General features: G+C 61.6%; 15 protein-coding genes and 1 tRNA gene. 9 read left to right on the plus strand and 7 right to left on the minus strand.

The features are described from left to right. Window positions 1-62 precede the first annotated feature (62 nt). The 5 genes from cysD (at window position 63) to DIE08_RS31805 (ending at window position 6,843) form a co-directional block, all read left to right on the plus strand. Window positions 63-959 (plus strand): sulfate adenylyltransferase subunit CysD, encoded by an 897-nt coding sequence (gene cysD, locus DIE08_RS31780; RefSeq protein ID WP_059599049.1) that lies wholly within the window; start codon window positions 63-65, stop codon window positions 957-959. Beyond that, a complete protein-coding gene (gene cysN / locus DIE08_RS31785; protein WP_124905614.1) occupies window positions 959-2,857 on the plus strand; it encodes a sulfate adenylyltransferase subunit CysN in 1,899 nt (632 codons plus the stop codon). The genes cysD and cysN overlap by 1 nt, the downstream gene beginning before the upstream one ends. Window positions 2,858-2,979: 122 nt before the next feature. Next, on the plus strand, window positions 2,980-4,167 hold the full coding sequence (locus DIE08_RS31790; RefSeq protein WP_124905616.1) for a helix-turn-helix transcriptional regulator: 1,188 nt from the start codon (window positions 2,980-2,982) through the stop codon (window positions 4,165-4,167). A gap of 278 nt (window positions 4,168-4,445) precedes the next feature. Continuing rightward, window positions 4,446-5,807 (plus strand): MFS transporter, encoded by a 1,362-nt coding sequence (locus DIE08_RS31800; protein ID WP_124905618.1) that lies wholly within the window; start codon window positions 4,446-4,448, stop codon window positions 5,805-5,807. Further along, window positions 5,794-6,843 (plus strand): beta-propeller fold lactonase family protein, encoded by a 1,050-nt coding sequence (locus DIE08_RS31805; protein WP_124905620.1) that lies wholly within the window; start codon window positions 5,794-5,796, stop codon window positions 6,841-6,843. The genes DIE08_RS31800 and DIE08_RS31805 overlap by 14 nt, the downstream gene beginning before the upstream one ends. 84 nt (window positions 6,844-6,927) lie before the next feature. On the opposite strand, the gene DIE08_RS31810 is transcribed toward DIE08_RS31805, so the two are convergent. After that, on the minus strand, window positions 6,928-7,965 hold the full coding sequence (locus DIE08_RS31810; RefSeq protein ID WP_124905622.1) for an AraC family transcriptional regulator: 1,038 nt from the start codon (window positions 7,963-7,965) through the stop codon (window positions 6,928-6,930). 227 nt (window positions 7,966-8,192) lie between these two features. On the opposite strand from DIE08_RS31810, the gene DIE08_RS31815 reads away from it, so the two are divergent. Continuing rightward, entirely contained in the window at window positions 8,193-9,305 is a 1,113-nt protein-coding gene (locus DIE08_RS31815; RefSeq protein ID WP_124905624.1) for a fatty acid desaturase, read from the plus strand. A gap of 51 nt (window positions 9,306-9,356) precedes the next feature. On the opposite strand, the gene DIE08_RS31820 is transcribed toward DIE08_RS31815, so the two are convergent. Beyond that, window positions 9,357-9,977, minus strand: coding sequence for an HAD family hydrolase (locus DIE08_RS31820; protein ID WP_124905626.1), 621 nt, complete (start codon window positions 9,975-9,977; stop codon window positions 9,357-9,359). Window positions 9,978-10,199: 222 nt separating this feature from the next. Between DIE08_RS31820 and DIE08_RS31825 the strand changes: the two genes are divergently transcribed. Together DIE08_RS31825 and DIE08_RS31830 are read left to right on the plus strand one after the other, a co-directional pair. Then, window positions 10,200-10,290, plus strand: a tRNA-Ser gene (locus DIE08_RS31825). 351 nt (window positions 10,291-10,641) lie between these two features. Next, window positions 10,642-11,049 carry a hypothetical protein gene (locus DIE08_RS31830; protein WP_124905628.1) on the plus strand — a complete coding sequence of 136 codons (408 nt, stop codon included), beginning with the start codon at window positions 10,642-10,644 and terminating at the stop codon, window positions 11,047-11,049. Window positions 11,050-11,248: 199 nt separating this feature from the next. On the opposite strand, the gene DIE08_RS31835 is transcribed toward DIE08_RS31830, so the two are convergent. Beyond that, a complete protein-coding gene (locus tag DIE08_RS31835) occupies window positions 11,249-13,156 on the minus strand; it encodes an ATP-binding protein (protein ID WP_124905630.1) in 1,908 nt (635 codons plus the stop codon). A 331-nt stretch (window positions 13,157-13,487) separates the two neighbouring features. On the opposite strand from DIE08_RS31835, the gene DIE08_RS35830 reads away from it, so the two are divergent. Then, the gene (locus tag DIE08_RS35830) at window positions 13,488-13,706 is read left to right on the plus strand and encodes a hypothetical protein (protein WP_185715929.1); all 219 of its coding nucleotides are present in this window, start codon (window positions 13,488-13,490) and stop codon (window positions 13,704-13,706) included. Window positions 13,707-13,826: 120 nt separating this feature from the next. Here the strand turns inward: DIE08_RS35830 and DIE08_RS31850 are convergent, their stop codons facing one another. From DIE08_RS31850 to DIE08_RS31865, 4 genes are all read right to left on the minus strand, one after another. Beyond that, window positions 13,827-14,864, minus strand: coding sequence for a DUF746 domain-containing protein (locus tag DIE08_RS31850; RefSeq protein ID WP_185715930.1), 1,038 nt, complete (start codon window positions 14,862-14,864; stop codon window positions 13,827-13,829). A gap of 37 nt (window positions 14,865-14,901) precedes the next feature. Next, window positions 14,902-15,471, minus strand: a complete 570-nt coding sequence (locus DIE08_RS31855) for a hypothetical protein (protein ID WP_124905636.1) — start codon at window positions 15,469-15,471, stop codon at window positions 14,902-14,904. Between the two features lie 24 nt (window positions 15,472-15,495). After that, window positions 15,496-17,256 carry a ShlB/FhaC/HecB family hemolysin secretion/activation protein gene (locus DIE08_RS31860; RefSeq protein WP_124905638.1) on the minus strand — a complete coding sequence of 587 codons (1,761 nt, stop codon included), beginning with the start codon at window positions 17,254-17,256 and terminating at the stop codon, window positions 15,496-15,498. Window positions 17,257-17,329: 73 nt separating this feature from the next. Then, window positions 17,330-17,800, minus strand: a complete 471-nt coding sequence (locus DIE08_RS31865) for a hypothetical protein (protein WP_260436604.1) — start codon at window positions 17,798-17,800, stop codon at window positions 17,330-17,332. Window positions 17,801-17,877 lie beyond the last annotated feature (77 nt).

Below are 17,877 nucleotides of genomic sequence, written 5' to 3' on the forward strand. Positions count from 1 at the left end.
GGCGTCATGCACGAAACGCCGCACATGTCGCGCGGCGCCGGCATGCAACAAGGAGACGAACGATGTTGACCCACTTGGAGCGACTGGAGGCCGAGAGCATCCACATCATGCGCGAGGTGGTCGCGGAAAGCGAAAACCCGGTGATGCTCTATTCGATCGGCAAGGACAGCTCGGTCATGCTGCATCTCGCCATGAAGGCGTTCTACCCGGCGAAGCCGCCCTTTCCGCTGCTGCACGTCGATACGACGTGGAAGTTCCGCGAGATGATCGCGTTTCGCGACGAGACGGCCGAGCGCCTCGGCCTCGACCTGCGCGTCCACGTGAACCCCGACGGCGTGGCGAACGACATCAATCCGTTCACGCACGGATCGGCCGTTCACACCGACGTGTGGAAGACGCAAGGGCTCAAGCAGGCGCTCGACCACTACGGCTTCGACGCCGCGTTCGGCGGCGCGCGCCGCGACGAGGAGAAATCGCGCGCGAAGGAGCGCATCGTGTCGCTGCGTTCGACGCAGCACCGCTGGGATCCGAAGCGCCAGCGGCCCGAACTCTGGTCGCTGTACAACGCGCGCAAGCGCAAGGGTGAAAGCCTGCGCGTGTTTCCGATTTCCAACTGGACCGAGCTCGACATCTGGCAATACATCCGTCTGCACGACATTCCGATCGTTCCGCTCTACTACGCGAAGGAGCGGCCCGTGGTCGAGCGGGACGGCGCGCTGATCATGGTCGACGACGAACGGCTGCCGCTGCGCGACGGCGAAGTGCCGCAGATGCGCAAGGTGCGCTTTCGCACGCTCGGCTGCTATCCGCTGACGGGCGCGATCGACAGCGACGCGAGCTCGCTCGACGACATCCTGCAGGAGATGCGCGACACGCGCACGTCCGAGCGCCAGGGACGGCTGATCGACAGCGATTCGGCCGGCTCGATGGAAAAGAAGAAACAGGAGGGATATTTCTGATGGCACACGTTCTCACCGCGCCCGAGGCACCCGGTATGCACGCCGACGATGGGCAGACGAAGGACCTGCTGCGCTTCATCACGTGCGGCAGCGTCGACGACGGCAAGAGCACGCTGATCGGCCGCATGCTCTACGAATCGAACATGCTGTTCGACGATCAGCTGACCCAGCTCGAAGCCGATTCGAAGAAGGTCGGCACGCAAGGCGGCGACCTCGATTTCGCGCTGCTCGTCGACGGCCTGTCGGCCGAACGCGAACAGGGGATCACGATCGACGTCGCGTACCGCTTCTTCGCGACCGCGCGACGCAAGTTCATCGTCGCCGATACGCCCGGCCACGAGCAATTCACGCGCAACATGATCACCGGCGCATCGACTGCCGATCTCGCGGTGATCCTGATCGACGCGCGCAAGGGCGTGCTCACGCAGACACGCCGCCACAGCCATCTCGTCGCGCTGATCGGCATCAGGCGCGTCGTGCTCGCGATCAACAAGATGGATCTGGTCGACTACGACCGAGCGGTGTTCGAGCGCATCGACGCCGACTATCGCGCGTTCGCGGCCGAGCTCGGCCTCCAGGAGATCGTCAGCATTCCGATGTCCGCACTGCGCGGCGACAACGTGATCGCGTCGAGCCCGCGCATGCCGTGGTACGCGGGCCCGCCGCTGATGCAGCATCTCGACACGCTGCCGCTCATCGAGCGCGTGACGCGCGACGAACCGTTCCGCCTGCCCGTGCAATGGGTCAACCGCCCGCATCTGAACTTCCGCGGCTATGCCGGCAGCATCGCGTCCGGCGAAGTGCGCGTCGGCGAACGCGTGCGCGTGCTGCCGTCCGGCAGGGAAAGCCGCGTCGCGTCGGTGATCACGCCGGCAGGCGAAGCCCACGTCGCGCGCGCCGGAGAAGCGGTGACGCTCACGCTCGCCGACGAAATCGACATCAGCCGCGGCGACATGATCGCGCGCGCCGACGCGCCGCCGGAGGTGGCCGATCAGTTCGAGGCGACGCTCGTGTGGATGCACGACGAACCGCTGCTGCCGGGCCGTCCGTATCTCGTGAAGCTGGGCACGCAGACAGTCGGCGCGACCTGCGCGACGCCGAAGTACAAGATCGACGTGAACACGCGCGAGCATCTCGCCGCGCGCACGCTCGCGCTGAACGAGATCGGCGTGTGCAACCTGAGCTTCGACCGGCCCGTCGCGTTCGATCCGTACGACCAGAATCGTCATACCGGCGGCTTCATCGTGATCGACCGCTTCACCAACGACACGGTCGGCGCCGGGATGCTGCACTTCGCGTTGCGCCGCGCGCACAACGTGCACTGGCAGGCCGTCGACGTCGACCGTGACGCGCGCGCGGCGCAGAAGGCGCAGACGCCGCGCATCGTGTGGCTGACCGGGTTGTCCGGCGCGGGCAAGTCGACGATCGCGAACCTCGTCGAGCAGCGGCTGCATGCGCTCGGCAAGCATACGTACCTGCTCGACGGCGACAACGTGCGGCACGGGCTCAACCGCGATCTCGGCTTCACCGAGGCCGATCGCGTGGAGAACATCCGGCGCGTGGCCGAAGTCGCGCGACTGATGCTCGATGCCGGGCTCATCACGCTCGTATCGTTCATCTCGCCGTTCCGCGCGGAACGCGACATGGCGCGTGCGCTGGCCGGCCCTGACGAGTTCGTCGAAGTGTTCGTCGACACGCCGCTCGCGGTTGCCGAGGAACGCGATCCGAAGGGGTTGTACAAGAAGGCGCGCAAGGGCGAACTGAAGCACTTCACGGGCATCGACTCGCCGTACGAGCCGCCCGCGCAGCCGGAACTGCGCATCGACACGGTGGCCGAGTCGCCGGAAGCGGCGGCCGATCGCATCGTCGCGTACCTGCTGCGCGAGCGCGTCGCCTGACCCTCGCCGGCCGCGTCGCACGGGCACTGCCCGCGTCGTCTACTCCGTTCGGATGACGCGGGCCGCCGGCCGGCCGGTATGCTCGTTCGGACGCATTCACCCCGCCCCAGGAGAACACGAGCATGCGGATCGCGCTGGCGCCCGACGACACGGCCGCGCACGACGGTTTCGACGACGCCGCATGGACGGCCCGCGAACTCAGCGCGTGGCTCGGGCTCGTCTATCAGGGCCTGTCGGAAACGACGCCGTGGGCGCGCTTTCTCGAAGCGATCCGCGTGCGGCTCGACGCGCGCTTCACGACGCTCGTGCTGCGCAACCCCGGCGGCTCGCGGCGCGGGCTCATCATCAACGCGTCGGCCCACGGCCCGCTGCTGCCCGGCGAGCCGTCGTACAGCGAGCAGTTCTATGCGCTGTGCCCGTTTCTCGACCAGCCACCCGGCCAGGTGTTCACGGCAGACGGACTGTTCGGCGCCGCCCGCTGGTGCGCGCACGATTTCTACCGGCAGTACCTGCAGCCGCTCGACCTGCGCTTCATCCTCGGCGCGAACCTGCGCGGCGAGCGCGGCGTCGAGTGCGCGTTCTTCGTGAGCCGCGCGCATCATGCCCGCGACTTCGACGCGGCCGAACGCGCGCAGGTCGCGACGCTGTTGCCCCACCTGCAGCGCGCGGTCGAGCTGCATGCGGCGCTCGACGTGCTCGACGCCGAGCGCGCACTGTACGCGGGCACCGTCGACCGGCTCGACGTCGGCACCGCGATCCTCGACGAGGATGGCCGCGTGATCAAGCACAACCGCATCGCCGAACGGCTGCTCGCGCAGCAGGACGGCCTGTGCCTGCGCCAGGAGCGGCTCCATGCGTCGTGCCCGCTCGACGAGCGCCGGCTGCAGAAAGCGTTGCAGGCCACGCTCGAGCATTTCCGCGCGGGCGCGCTGGGGCGCATCGAGGCCACCACGCTGTCGCGCCCCGGCGGCGCGATGCCGTTGAACGTGCTGCTGCGCCCGCTCGCGCCCTATCACGGCGCGGAGGACCGCCAGCACCGGCCGGCCGTCGCGGTGTTCGTCCGCGATCCGGCGTCGTCGCCCCAGACCTCGCGCGACATGCTGCACCGGCTGTTTCGCCTCACACCGATGGAAACCGAGATCGCACTGCTGCTCGTCGACGGCCTGACGCTCGACGAAGCGGCCGCCGCCACCGGCATCACGAAGAACACCGCCCGCGCACACCTGCGCGGCATCTTCGCGAAGACGGGCGCAACGCGCCAGGCCGTGCTCGTGAAGATGCTGCTGAACAGCGTCGTGTCGATGGCGTAGTGGGCGGCGCCCACCCGGGGGCGACGCCCATCGCAGCGCAGAGCGGGCCGCCGAGGATACGGTTGCCGTCAGGTCGAATCACGTCATACGTCATCAGACGTGATCGCGCCTAGTGATCTCCCGCTGCGATGTCTCATTATTTGGCCGAATTTCGGGTAAACCCGCGACGTCATGCCGGAATCTGAGGCGTACCATGTCGTACGACAACATACTACTTAGCTCACCACCTGACGCCGACGCGGGCCGCCGCCCCGTCCGCCGCCCGACCGGAGACTCCATTGAACACGCCTGCCCTGCCCGGCCGCGACCCGCTCGCGTCCGCCGTCTCGAAAGTGAAATGGCACGTGCTGCCGCTCGTGCTGATCATGTTCATCGCGAACTACATCGACCGCGTCAACGTCGGCTTCGTCGATCGCCACCTCGAAGCGTCGATCGGTATCGGCGCGGCGGCGTACGGACTCGGTGCCGGCCTGTTCTTCGTCGGCTACGCGCTGTTCGAAGTGCCGTCCAACCTGCTGATGCAGCGCTACGGCGCACGCATCTGGCTCGCGCGGATCATGGCGACGTGGGGCATCGTCGCCGCCGCGATGGCGTTCGTCTGGAACGACACGTCGTTCTACGTGCTGCGCTTCCTGCTCGGCGCAGCCGAGGCCGGCTTCTTCCCCGGCGTCGTGCTGTACCTGTCGCAATGGCTGCCGCCGCAGGAGCGCGGCAAGGCGATGGCGATCTTCCTCGGCGGCTCCGCGTTCGCGTCGGTGCTGTCCGGGCCCGTGACCGGCGCGCTGCTGTCGATCCACGGCTTCGGCCTGCAAGGCTGGCAGTGGATGTTCCTGATCGAAGGGATGTTCTCGGTCGCGCTGTGCGGCGCGAGCTGGCTGCTTCTGAAGTCGCATATCCGCGACGCGACGTGGCTCACCGCCGACGAACGCGCGGCGCTCCAGAACGCGCTCGATGAAGAACGCGCGACCCGCGACGTGCGCTCGAAGGTACACGTATCGGCCGCCACACTGCTGCGCGACCCGCAGATCATGCTGTTCTGCTTCCTGTATTTCGCGATCCAGCTCACGATCTACGCGGCCACCTTCTGGCTGCCGACCATCATCCGCAAGATGGGCGGCCTCACCGACTTCCAGGTCGGCCTCTACAACACGATTCCGTGGATGATCGCGATCGGCGCGATGTACGCCTTCGCGGTGCTGTCCGCGAAGTGGAAACATCCGCAGCGCTGGCTGTCGTTCGCGCTCGTGCTCGCCGCGTGCGGGCTGTTCGCGTCGACGTCGCACGATCCCGTCTGGTCGTTCGCGTCGATCTGCTTCGCCGCACTCGGCTTCAAGGCCGCGTCGTCGCTGTTCTGGCCGATCCCGCAGGGCTACCTCGACACGCGCGTGGCCGCGGCCGTGATCGCGCTGATCAATTCGATCGGCAACCTCGGCGGCTTCGTCGCGCCGACGGCCTTCGGCTATCTGAAGCAACATACGGGTTCGATCACGGGCGGCCTGTATGCGCTCGCGATCGCATCCCTCGTCGCCGCGGTCGCCGCGCTGTTCGCCCGCACGCACCGGCGCAGCGATCCGCCGAAGGGCCTGCCGGCCGACGAGTCCTTCACGAACACCGCACTGCTCCGCCATGCCGAACACTGACCGCCTGACCGTCGTCGTCTCGAATGCCGTCGACGGCGACCTCGCCACGTTCTCGCTCACCTCCGACGGCGCGCTCGCCCCGCTCGCCCGCTACCCGGCCGGCGACGTCGCGATGCCGGTCGCCGTGCAGCCCGATCGCGGGCGGCTGTACGTCGCGACGCGCGGCGCAGAACCGACGATCGTCGCATTCCGCATCGCTGCCGGCACCGGCGCGCTCGCCCGCATCGGCGCAACCGCGATCGACGCGAGCCACGCGTACCTGTCGCTCGATCGCAGCGGCCGCTGGCTGCTCGGCGCGTCGTACGGCGGCAACTCGCTGAGCCTCTACGACGCCGCGCGCGTGCGCGACGGCGACGGCGCGCCGCTGCAGGTCGCGCACGGCATCGCGAACGCGCATGCCGTCGTCGTGTCGCCGGACAATCGATTCGCGTACGTGAGCTCGCTCGGCTCGGACCGGATCTTCACGTTCGCGCTGGTCGAGGATGCAGGCGGCCTGCGCGCGGTCGAGCACGGCGAAACGCGCGTGCCGGGCGGCTTCGGGCCGCGTCACCTGCGCTTCGCGCGCGACGGCCACACGCTCGTCGCGGTCAGCGAATTCCAGGCCACGCTCGCGACCTTCTCGCGCGACATCGACAGCGGCCGCCTCGGCAACGCACAAGTCAGCGCGCGTCACCCGGCCGTCATCGACCTCGCGCAAGGCCATGCGCGCCCACCCGCGCCGACCGAACCCGCCGTGTGGGCCGCCGATCTCCACCTGACGCCCGACGAGCGCTTCGCGTATGTCAGCGAACGCACGTCGAGCCAATTGCTTTGCTATCGCCAGCATGCGGACGGCACCTTCGAACCCGCTCATGCGACGGCCACCGAAACGCAGCCGCGCGGCTTCGCGATCGATCCGTCGGGACACTGGCTCGTCGCATGCGGCGAGCAATCGGAATACGTGTCGGTCTATGCGGTCGAGCCAAGCGACGGCACGCTGTCGTTGCACGCGCGCGTGCCGGGCGGTCGCGGGGCGAACTGGGTTGCGATCGTCTGACGGGCCGATTGATCGCTGGATCGCATGGTCGATTGATCGATGCAGGGCGCGCCACCGACACCGGCCGCGCCGCCCGCCGCGCCGTCAGCGCCGCTCGCTCGGCGCGACGCCGGTCCAGCGCTTGAATGCACGCGTGAAATTGGCGCGGTCGGTATAGCCAACCCGCGCCGCGATCTCGTCGACCGGCAGGCGTGTGCCCTCGAGCAACCTGAGCGCATCGCGCAGCCGGATCTCGTCGAGTAGCGCGGAATAGGTCGCGCCGAATTCCGCGAGCTTGCGTTTCAGCGTGCGCGCCGACACGTGCAGCTCGCGCGCGACTTCGTCCACCGACGGATAACCGGCGTCGCCGCAGATCAGCAGGTTGCGCACGCGCTCGACGATACTTTCCGCATAGCCGAGCCGCGCGAGCTCGGCCTCGCATTGCTGGACGATCATCTGCGCGGTCTGCGCGTTCGCGGTGCCGATCGGCTCGTCGAGCAGCGACGCATCGCAGCGGATGCGGTTCGCGCTCGCGTCGAAATGACAGCGCGGCAGCCGCTCGCGATAGCGCTCGAACCACGGCGGTTCGGGCCATTCGAAATGCAGCTCCGCGCGCGACCGCAACGTGCGACCGGGCGCGGGATCGAGCAGCGAGTTGAACAGGATCGCCGTCTCGACCAGGAAGTTCTCCACCGCGAACTGGCGCAGCCGGCCGAGCGGAAATGCCTCGAGCACGTCGATGTCGACAATCCCGTCGAGCTGCGCGAGCCGCACCGAAAAGAACGGCACGCGCGTCGGCAGGTAGCGGATACCGAGCGCGATTGCCTCGCCGAGCGTCGCGCAGCTCATCAGCCCGAAGCCGATCAGGCCGGATTTCGTGAGACTGCTGCGCAGGCCGATCTCGATCGCGATCGACGGATCGTCCGTCGCCTCGAGCAGGTTGAACACGATCGCCGCCTGCTGCAGCGGCGTGATGCGCGCGTCGGGCTGGGCGAGCCGGTCGCGCTCGACACCCGACCCGGCGAGAATTCGGCCGCCATCGATGCCGCGCTCCTCGGCGAGCATCAGCATGAACAGCGCATACGCGGACGATACCGTCGCCTTGTTCAGCTGGCGCGCGGCATCCGGGACGGACAGGGCCATACGGCGGACTCCGGAGCGGTTTTCGGCGGATTGTAGCGTCGCTGGCCCGCAATGACACCACGTCGGCACTCTAGCCGCATGACGCCGCATCGCACCCCGGCGCGCGGGTCAACGTGGCCCGAAATGACACCATCATTGGCACCGGCGGCCCTCGCGTGCGCCACGAGGCGCACCTATGCTTGTCACATCGGCATTGCGCCCCACTCTCTCTGCTCGGATTCCGGTCGATGAGCCAATCTGCACGAACCGTCTTTCGTCACGACGCCGACAAGGTCGCGTACGTCCGCCGCGAGGTCAACGCCGCGAGCGACGCGATCCGCGCGCGCTTTCCGCTGCTCGACAACCAGAACCTCGTCGGCGCGACCGTGATGGCCGTGTCGGTGAGCGCGATGCTCGCGATCGCCTGGCTGTATGCGCGCGGCGCGATCGCGTGGTACGTCGCGCTGCCGCTCGCCGCGTTCGTCACGTCGCTGATCCACGAACTCGAGCACGACCTGATCCACCTGATGTACTTCAAGAAGACACCGTGGGCCTATCACCTGATGATGGCGCTGTGCTGGCTCACGCGGCCGGGCACGATCAACCCGTGGACGCGCCGGCGCATGCACCTGCATCACCACAAGGTGTCGGGCGGCGAATCGGATCTCGAGGAATTCGGCATCACCAACGGCGAACGCTGGGGCGTGAAGCGGCTGCTGATGATCGCGGACGGGATGCTCGCCGTCGTGCTGCGGCCGGAGGCGATGCGCCGCAAGGTCAGGCAGTACGTGGCCGCGCAACCGGTGCAGGATGCGGCCGAACGCGCGCAATTGCGCATCGAGCAGGTGTCGTCCTACATGCCGATCGGTCATGCGTACTACGCGCTGTGGCACGCGTTCATCGTCTATCACGCCGGCCTGATCGCGCTGCATGCGTTCGGCTATGCGGTGACCGTGCCGACCGTCGTCGAGCGCGTGATGCACGTCGTCGATTTCCTCGCGGTCGTGTGGCTCGGGCCGAACTTCGTGCGCAGCTTCTGCATCAACTTCGTCAGCTCGAACATGCATTACTTCGGCGACATCGATTCGCGCAACGTGATCCAGCAGACCCAGGTGCTCAACCCGTGGTGGATGCTGCCGTTCCAGCTGTTCTGCTTCAACTTCGGCAGCACGCACGCGATCCATCACTTCGTGGTGCGCGATCCGTTCTACATCCGGCAACTGACCGCACGCACCGCGCATAAGGCACTGCGTGAAGTCGGCGTGCGGTTCAACGACGTCGGCACGTTCAAGCGTTCGAATCGCTGGGGTGCGTATCGTCCGGTTCGCGGTGTGCGCGGCACGCGGCGGGCCGACGCTTGACGGCAGCGGGCAGTTCGCGGCGCTGCTCGCCGCGCTGGTCCCGTTAGTCCGTCAGTCGCCGATCGGGGGCATCGGCCCCTGCCCGCGGATCCACGCCCAGTTCGCGAGTTCGGCCATTTCCTTGTCGCCGCGGCTGTCGCCGTAGGCGAACAGTTTCGCGGGCAGCCGATTGCCCCACCAACCGCGCAAGCGCACGACCTTCTGCGGGCCCCAGCAGTTCTCTCCGTTCAGCCGCCCGGTGAACGTGCCGCGCTCGAACGCGAGGCGCGTCGCGAGCACCGTGTCGATGCCGGCCGTCTTCGCCCACTTCTCCAGATACAGCGACGGCGATGCGCTCACCAGCACGACTTCATGCCCGCGCGCCTGATGCTCGCGCACCCGCTCCAGCATGTCCGGACGCACGAGGTTCGGCAGGTAGCCGTCGACGAAGCTGCGCGCCAATACGTCGAGCGCGTCCTCGCGGATCGGCCCGAGCGCAAACCACGCGAACTTCGCCTTCGCATCGCCGCGCGACAACAGTCCCGCCTTCATCGCGACGATCCAGGGCAGCGCGCGCAGCCCGGCCCATGCGAATCGCGGCGTGCCGACCGCGTAGCGGACGAAATGACGGAAGCTGTCGGTGGTCGTGATGGTGCCGTCGAAATCGAATGCGGCGACGATGCGGTCGGTCATGGAGAGGCGGGAAAGCGATGAGATGCCCGGGAAGATAGCAGACTCGCGCGGCCGTGCGGCCGGGCACGGGCGTAACTGGGAGCATGGCCCTTCTGCGCGGCCGGATTCGATACGAAGCAGGCCGCCGCGCGACCCGCGGAAGGCGGCTTTCCGGCCGATTTCGGCGGATCGCCCAAGGGGGTGGCGACCATCCGCCAGAGTTTGCTATACTCTCGGTCTTCCGGAGAGATGGATGAGTGGTTTAAGTCGCACGCCTGGAAAGCGTGTATAGGTTAATCGCCTATCGGGGGTTCGAATCCCCCTCTCTCCGCCAGACAATGGCAAAAAAACCCGCAAACTCAATGACTTGCGGGTTTTTTTGTTTTTCGACCCATCATACAACCCATCATCAAGCAGAAATTCGCCAGCGCTGCTGAATTTCGCTGCGCCTCCCTGTCGTCACGAAATGTCGGTGACATCGGCACCACGCGGAGGCGTTCCGTTCCCGGCACGGCACGCCACGCCACGCCACGCCACGCACAATAAAGTACGATTCACCGACAGGTGCGGTGCGGTGCGCAACTCAGCGACTACTCGCAGCCAACAACTGACATACGCCAAACCAGCGTTCACGATCGCTATGAAGCCCCGCGCGAAATCCTCAACCCGCCGAAGCAAGGCACCAATGACTAAGGACATGCTGCTGCCCTTGTCAGCAGCCGTGGCCCGAAAAAAATCGCTGGAACATCACCTTGCACTGACCTCGTTGCAGAGCGGCAACGGAACCGCTGATGCCATCAGCAAGGTATTCCAAACGATCTACCTCGCGTACTTCGTCCATGAAGCGACAGTCGGCCGTCACGACCTAGATCAGTTCCGGGTCGCCGAAGCCGCAGTGGCCGAATGTGCGGTTGCCGCGAAGAAAACCGGGGCCTTCGAAATTCCGGCCAGTGGTCGCGCCGCTGTCGAACATGTCCTGCTGATGCACGATCAGCAACTGGCGAGCACGCCCGCCCACGTGATCGCGACGGCCCATGTCCGTCTGGCTCAGTTCGTAGCAGACGACAGATTGTCGCCGATCGCCGACGTGTGAATTTTGGCTGCGTGGTACTGGCTGCTTATGTGCTTCTCCGCCGCTCAACGCCCCCCTTGCGGCGGACGTGATGTGCAAGTCCGGCGTGACAACCAGTGTTCACGAACACCAATGAGTCGACCTTAGCGGGCGGTATCGATCTATTGCGCCTCGTCAACCACTCAGAATGTCGGCCATGCCGTTCAATTTTAGATATAAATCACAAATCATCGGATTGATCTTTTTTGTCGCTTCCATTATTTATAAATCCATCGGAACTTCTCTTAATTGTGGACCGAAGAATTTCCAAGAAAGTGTGATTGCGAGCGGCCGCATCCGAGACGATAGCATCAAATGACATTACAAATATCGGAGTGGGAACAACCGTTTGATCATTACGATAGGTTGGAAACTCTTGATAATATACCCGCCCTTTTGAGAATAAGGGAGCCCACTTCTGCTGCCGCAAACTTCTCGCAAACGAATCATTAATTTCAAGTACAGCGTAGTACCAGATGCGTTGAATATTGTTGCAATATTGAGCCAACTTGTCGGCCCGCTCCAGCAACTGATTAACCGCATATTGATTTTCTTTCTCGTCGTCCGTTTTCTTTTTTATTTCAATAACCACGACATCGACAGGAGTGGAGTCGTCAGGGTCTGCGGAAAAAATAATTGCTATATCCGGCCGTCCAGACTCCTCTGCAACCTCTTCGTTGAGACGAATGGCATTGATGACTTTATCCATGCGAGCCTCGCTCAACATTGTGCGAAATGTCATGAACTTATCATCGAGCAGCCAAGCATTGTTCTGGTAAACATCGCTAACAATAGCGTCCTGATCAAAATCTTCCCATCTTGGGACGATAAGGTTATGAATTTCCTCTTCCGAATTCTCCCGAGTCATGGATTTCATCTTCGCGATGATTTTTTCCCGGTAAAGGATGTACTCGGTGAGTGTTCTAGCCGAAGCTTCCAACGATTTTTCGTAAATTGCATCACTCAGGTGCTCGCACTGCAAAATTTCCTTCTGAATTCTGAAGAATTTTTGCTGAGCGCTGTTTAGAGCTTCCTCGCGATCGATCAGGCCAACAGTTGAGGTGTCGAAATACCCGAGCAAGTGCGGGAACTGATCTTCGAATTTCTTCTCTGTCTTGGCGTTGATTTCGGATATTTTTGGAATATTCTCCGCAAGTACATTTCCGATCTCCCTGCGCAACAATGCATAGAGAGCCGACTCAGATAACCCATCCGGCAGAAGTAGTTTCTGACGTGAACTATCAGCACTCGCACCAAAAACATCGGACGAAAAAATGAAAACAACGGAATGCCCATAAGGAATGGATGAGGGCTGAATAATATTAATGGGTATGGTGCGCCCATCAATACTCACCGCAGTTAAAAGATTGGCCGGCGCAGCGGTCTCTTTAATGCAATAGTGCATATCGATGCTCGAATGAACATCAACAGCATCATCCCAAATTTTTTTGAGCTTTAACTCGGGCAAGTCATCGGGGGTAATGGTCGCGTCGCTAGAAAAAAATTCCTTTTGCGCATTGCTCTCATCAGTTTCGAGACCAATTGCGATCCTGAAACAAACCCCTTTATCATGAAGATCGTTGAGCGTTGGCAAGAAGTGGAAAATAATTTTTTCCTTGAGACTACCTGGCTTCAAATCATCGTACGACTTCACCTTACCTTTAGAGAATTTGGTGAATAGCAACACTGTCTCGTTATTAGACGCCACATCAGGGAGGCGCTCAACCTCGGACTTCCCGTCAAAATTCTCCTTAAAAATGAATCTTCGTCGCTTCCCCTCCCACTTACTGCTAATTTCGACGCTATCAAAATAATTCAAAAAAACGAGGCGACCGATCCCCTTATGAAATCCATCCTTTGGTTTCATGAGGGTTTTGAAGCGACCGAAGCTTTCGTCGGTAAATCCTGATCCGTTGTCGGAAATCTTGACGTTGAGCGTTTCAGACGCAGTGAATGACTGAATCGAAATCTTGATATCGATCTCGGTTGCATCCGCATCCAACGCATTCGCGATAGCTTCGTAATAGACCAAAGCCAAAGACGGGTTCGGGAAAAATAATTTTATTGCGCTTGAGGTCTCGATGTCCATTTCTCATCTCGTGCGGTTATTTTCCTGCTGACTGCTATAGTTCTCTGTAGGCCAAAGAAGGCAGTCAATGCTGTTCGGCCACCTTCTTTCCTTGTCTACTAGTGAGGATAAACCAAACAGCATCTGCGCACTCAGCCCAATGCTAAAGACCACTCACTCAGACATCGACCGACATGACGTGTTGCGACGCGATGAGTAACGGCGGCACCGGTTGCAAACGCACAGATCGTCATTGAGCGGTACGCGGCGTGCGATCAACAAAAGCTGTTCCACTCGGTGACAAATAATACTGCGCACGGACTCATCGCAAGACTCAAAGCGAGGTTCCAACATGGCAACCGCCGAATCCACCGCCGTTGCTCGCCGCGCCGCCGCAACCGAAGATTCCACAGCCGCCAAGCAGCGACAGCGCCGCCAGCGCAACAACAACACCAATTTTTCTCAGTCGCATACTTACCTTATCAATGATGCGGCCGTGTCGAAAGGATTTCCGATAACGCGACGTGAAGCACGCCCCACGTCAGCAGTATCGCGACGACCAGCCACCTGACTTTCGAGCGCTGGATTCGTGGCGCGGCTGGTTGTTCCGTCATGTCGCTGCTGGAACGAATGAAGGTGAGCTTTTTCAGGTCACCAATCCCGCTACTCAATTTCTGCATTGTTAGTCCGCCTACAGCGTCTTGTCCGGCACATCGTCCGGGTGCGCGTTCACGATTTCGAGACGACCATTTCGCTCTGCAACCGCGCGACGCATCGAATACAGTCGCCCACATCCTGCGCAGTTCCAGACGTGCGAACCGAAAGGCTTCGCCGTGCCGACCCGGCCGCAAAACAAGCACGGCGTCTTGGGACCCGGCGTTACGCCGATCGTGATTCGCGCGCTCAAGCTACCGTCCGGTTCGAGCCGGTCCGCCACCTGCTCAAAAATGTCACGCCAAGACATAATCTGCTCTTCCATTACCGCGAACACTTCCGACAGTTGGCTGTACGGCAACGGCAAGGATAGGTAGTGGATCAGACCACGCATACGTGGCAGGCTCTTCACGCGAACCAACGTGAACGGTGTACCGGTTCGCCGATTGAACATCTTGCGACACGTGGAACAGCGAAACATCGGAAACGGATGTGATGGCAGTCTGTTCAGTTCATACGTTCGCATGCTGGTGCAGTACCGACAGGCTGGCGCTCGCCCACTTTGCGAATGAATCTCATCGAACTCTTCCGTCAGCCGTCGTGTGAGTTCAAGGTCCTCACGCGCCCCGCCCTCTTCAAAATGCCATTGCGCAGGCATGATCGCTGTCGGCAGTCCGCCGAGCTTCACGCGTGCTTCCCATTTTCCGGTTGGGTCCAGTTCGATTAACCACGAACGTAGCTCCTTGACCCTCGTCGCAATATTCATGGATTCCGTTTTGAGCATCGTCGCAACGGCCGAACGGCTGATCGGTTGCGATAGAAGCGGTAGCAGCGCCTTCATCTTTTGTGCGTGACGCCCATGCAGGGGCGTACCATGCAGCCGGGTGAATTCGCGATCACATGCCCGACACAGGAAGCGCGGAATTCGGTGACCACTCAAGGCGTTTCGGTATCCACGGATACCAACGTGCGCTGAGCCGCAATGGAAGCATGGCGGACGTGGCTCAGAATTCGGCGACAGCAACGCATCGATATGCCACCGCAAAAAAGCGGTTAGCTCGCGATCTTCCTGCATAGGTTGCTGTCGTGAACTCGTCATAGGCAAACGAACCTTACCCGACAGGGGCAGCACTGACATCTTGGCACTTTGGTGCGGCCTTGATGCTGACCGGCTCCGTCTGAACGTGCTCACCTACGACAGATAGCCTTCGAACGTTGAGTTGGAGACTATGCGATGCATTGCTTGCGAACGCTTCGTAATCTTTGCCAGCCTGAGGAACGAAAGTACGCGCAAGGTGCTGAAACGGACTTCTAAAAACGAAGCCATTAAAATCAGGCAACGAGTCACCACCGTATTCGACCGAAATCGTCAGTGGCTCGTTGGCTTTGATCACATACTCGTCATAGTATCGATACGCGTCCTCTGGAACGGGCATCCCGATCGTCGTGTTGGCGAGATGTAGCGTGCGTGGTTTGGCCACTGCCATTCCCCCGCCACCGAAACCGAGTACACCTTTCTTCGGTTCGCATGCCGTGTTGAAGAAGAAGTGCGTGGATGCGCCAAAATAAACGCGAATCCTCGCATCAGTTGCAGGATCGTAGGCCGCGCTGTGCGTGTTCTGCGACGCACAGCCAGCCAACAATGTGCCGAGTGCGACGGCCATCAACGTATTTTTAAACATCACTGAATTCTATCTTCGATAATTTCAGAACTGCGCTGTAACCTGAAATCCAACCGTGACACGCGCAGTCGGGAATCCGGACGGCTTGTAGACCGGCGTACCGGCGAACAGGTCGTAGCCGTAACCGCCGAAGCGCGTTGCAACGCTGCCTTTAACGCCGATCACTGCCCCGGCCAGTTGCGTACCGACCAGCGCGACAGGCTGCGGTCCCCAAACGCGGCCGTAATCGAGTCCTGCATAAATCGCCTGCCCCGTCTGTCCGATGGGCATTTGCAGTTCGTTGCGCCAGTAGAAGCCGCGCGCCGCCGCCAGCATCGTTTCGCCGTCGAAACCGCGGACCGTGTAACGGCTGCCGATCGTCAGGTCATCGATGTAGTACAACGTGTTGCCGGTGTATTGGCCGTGAAAGGTCGTCACGTAGCGGAACGGCTGTTGCGCGATCGCGAACGGCACTGACAGGTTCGCATCCAGCACGGCCATTTTGTAGCGGTACGTCGGCCCGCCGTCCATTGCCAATACATCATCCTGTGCGCCAAACGTGCCGATACCTTGCCTGTACGCAAGCGTGCCATCAAACTGCGCGCCGCCGAAATAGTGGCGATCGGTCAGCCCGAATTCAACGAACGTGTTGTTACGGCGCTGCTGCGGAATCTCAGTATCTTCGATGAAGCTCTGGCCGAAGCGACGGGACAAGCGGACATAGCCGCCGAATACGTCGTTCTGACTGCGGGCAAGCACGCGTGCCAGTTTGAAATCGATCGTCTTGGAATTCCCGCTCGCCACGAACGTCTGATTAACCCCCGCGATTTGCTGGTAGTACGTGTTCGTGTAGGCCGATAACGTCGCGGTCCAGTAGCCCCACGGGATCGAATAGAAACCGTTCCAGCCGTGCGAACCAAGGCGCTTGTCGCCAAGTTCGAGGTCTTGGCTCACGCCGACGTTGAAGATGTCGTTCAGGCCGAGCGGGTTGTCGATGCCGATCGACAGGTTGCCCTGCAACTTGCCGGTCGCGCGCGTGCCCGAGTTGTCGATCGACGCGACGACCGTCCAAGGCTTGCCGCGTTTCACATCGAGCACGACATCGCTTTCGCCCGGTACATCGGCCGGAACGATTTGCATCGAAACATCTTGACTGGTGACCCGCTTCATTTGCTCCAAGCCTTGTTCTAGGTCACGCAGGTTCAGCAGATCGCCGTCGCGCGTCGGAAACGCCGTTTTCCACGTGCCGCGAAATTTCTCGTCGGAGAACCGCACGTGTCGGATCGTGCCGGGGATCAGTGCAACTTTCAGCGTGCCTGTCGACAGGTCCTGTTCGGGCAGCAGCACGCGCGTCGTGATGTAGCCGCGTGACAGAATGTCTTGCGACAACGCTTTTACAAGCACGTCCAGCCCTTGCTTGCCGATGCACTGCCCCGTGTAGTGTTCGAGCCATTCACGCGCGAACGCAAAGCGGTCCATCGGCAACGCGGATTCGCCCTGCGCTTTCACCGTGGCCGGTAACGAATCAGGAACATCAAGCGTGAAGCGGTCAATCCGAAAACACGGCTGTTCGTTCGGCAACGTCGGATATGTTTCGGCGTGTGGCACTTCTGATCGCACAGAAGGGGCGTGCAACTCCGCGTCACGCTGTTGCGCGTCGCGTTGCTGCTGTGCCTGTCGATCCTGTTCCGCGTTTGCGCGTGCGGCAGCGGCTTGGTCTGCAGGTGTGGGGGCCTGCTGCGCCTGAACCGCAAGCGATACAAAAGCCGCAAGCGGTACTGCCGCCAGCCGTTTAATTGTTTTCATTGTCAGACGGGCAGAACCCTGAGGTAGATTAAATGGCACAACTGTTCGTTATCACATTTCGCGACGCATCCGCTCATCGAGTCATCGCTATTTTAGAAAGAACATCCTCATCTGAGTCAATTGACATAACTGGATCATCATAACCATCGATGTTATCGCTTAACCATTGCTCCCCGGGGCGGTGAACATGAAATTTTGTCACAACACTAAATTCATCGGCACTTACGACAGCGGTAAGTTGTGGCATTTGTTGCATCGCGTTCCAAATCGCAAACACCTCCTTCACCAGCAGGACAGCCTGAGCAAGTGGTAAATCCGGGTCGTAATCTTCGACGTGCAAAGAATTGACGAAGCATTCGTAGCCGGTGCAATCGGGAAAGCTTCCGCGCGTCGCGTTTGTTGATCCCAATAGAGCACGCAAGAAATAACACTCGTCACGCACTTCGAATCCACTATCTGCGATGCTCTTTAACGACGGGTTGAGCAGACAGTTCAGTCGCGCTTCGCTCAAGGCATCCTTCATCGGTCGATTAATTTTCATCATTTACCCCCGAGATACTTGTCGAGTCCTTTCTGAATTGCCGAATTGAAGCTCGGATCGATCCGCCAAGGACCGCGACG

The organism is Burkholderia sp. Bp9004, assembly GCF_003858025.1.
GTDB lineage: Bacteria > Pseudomonadota > Gammaproteobacteria > Burkholderiales > Burkholderiaceae > Burkholderia > Burkholderia diffusa.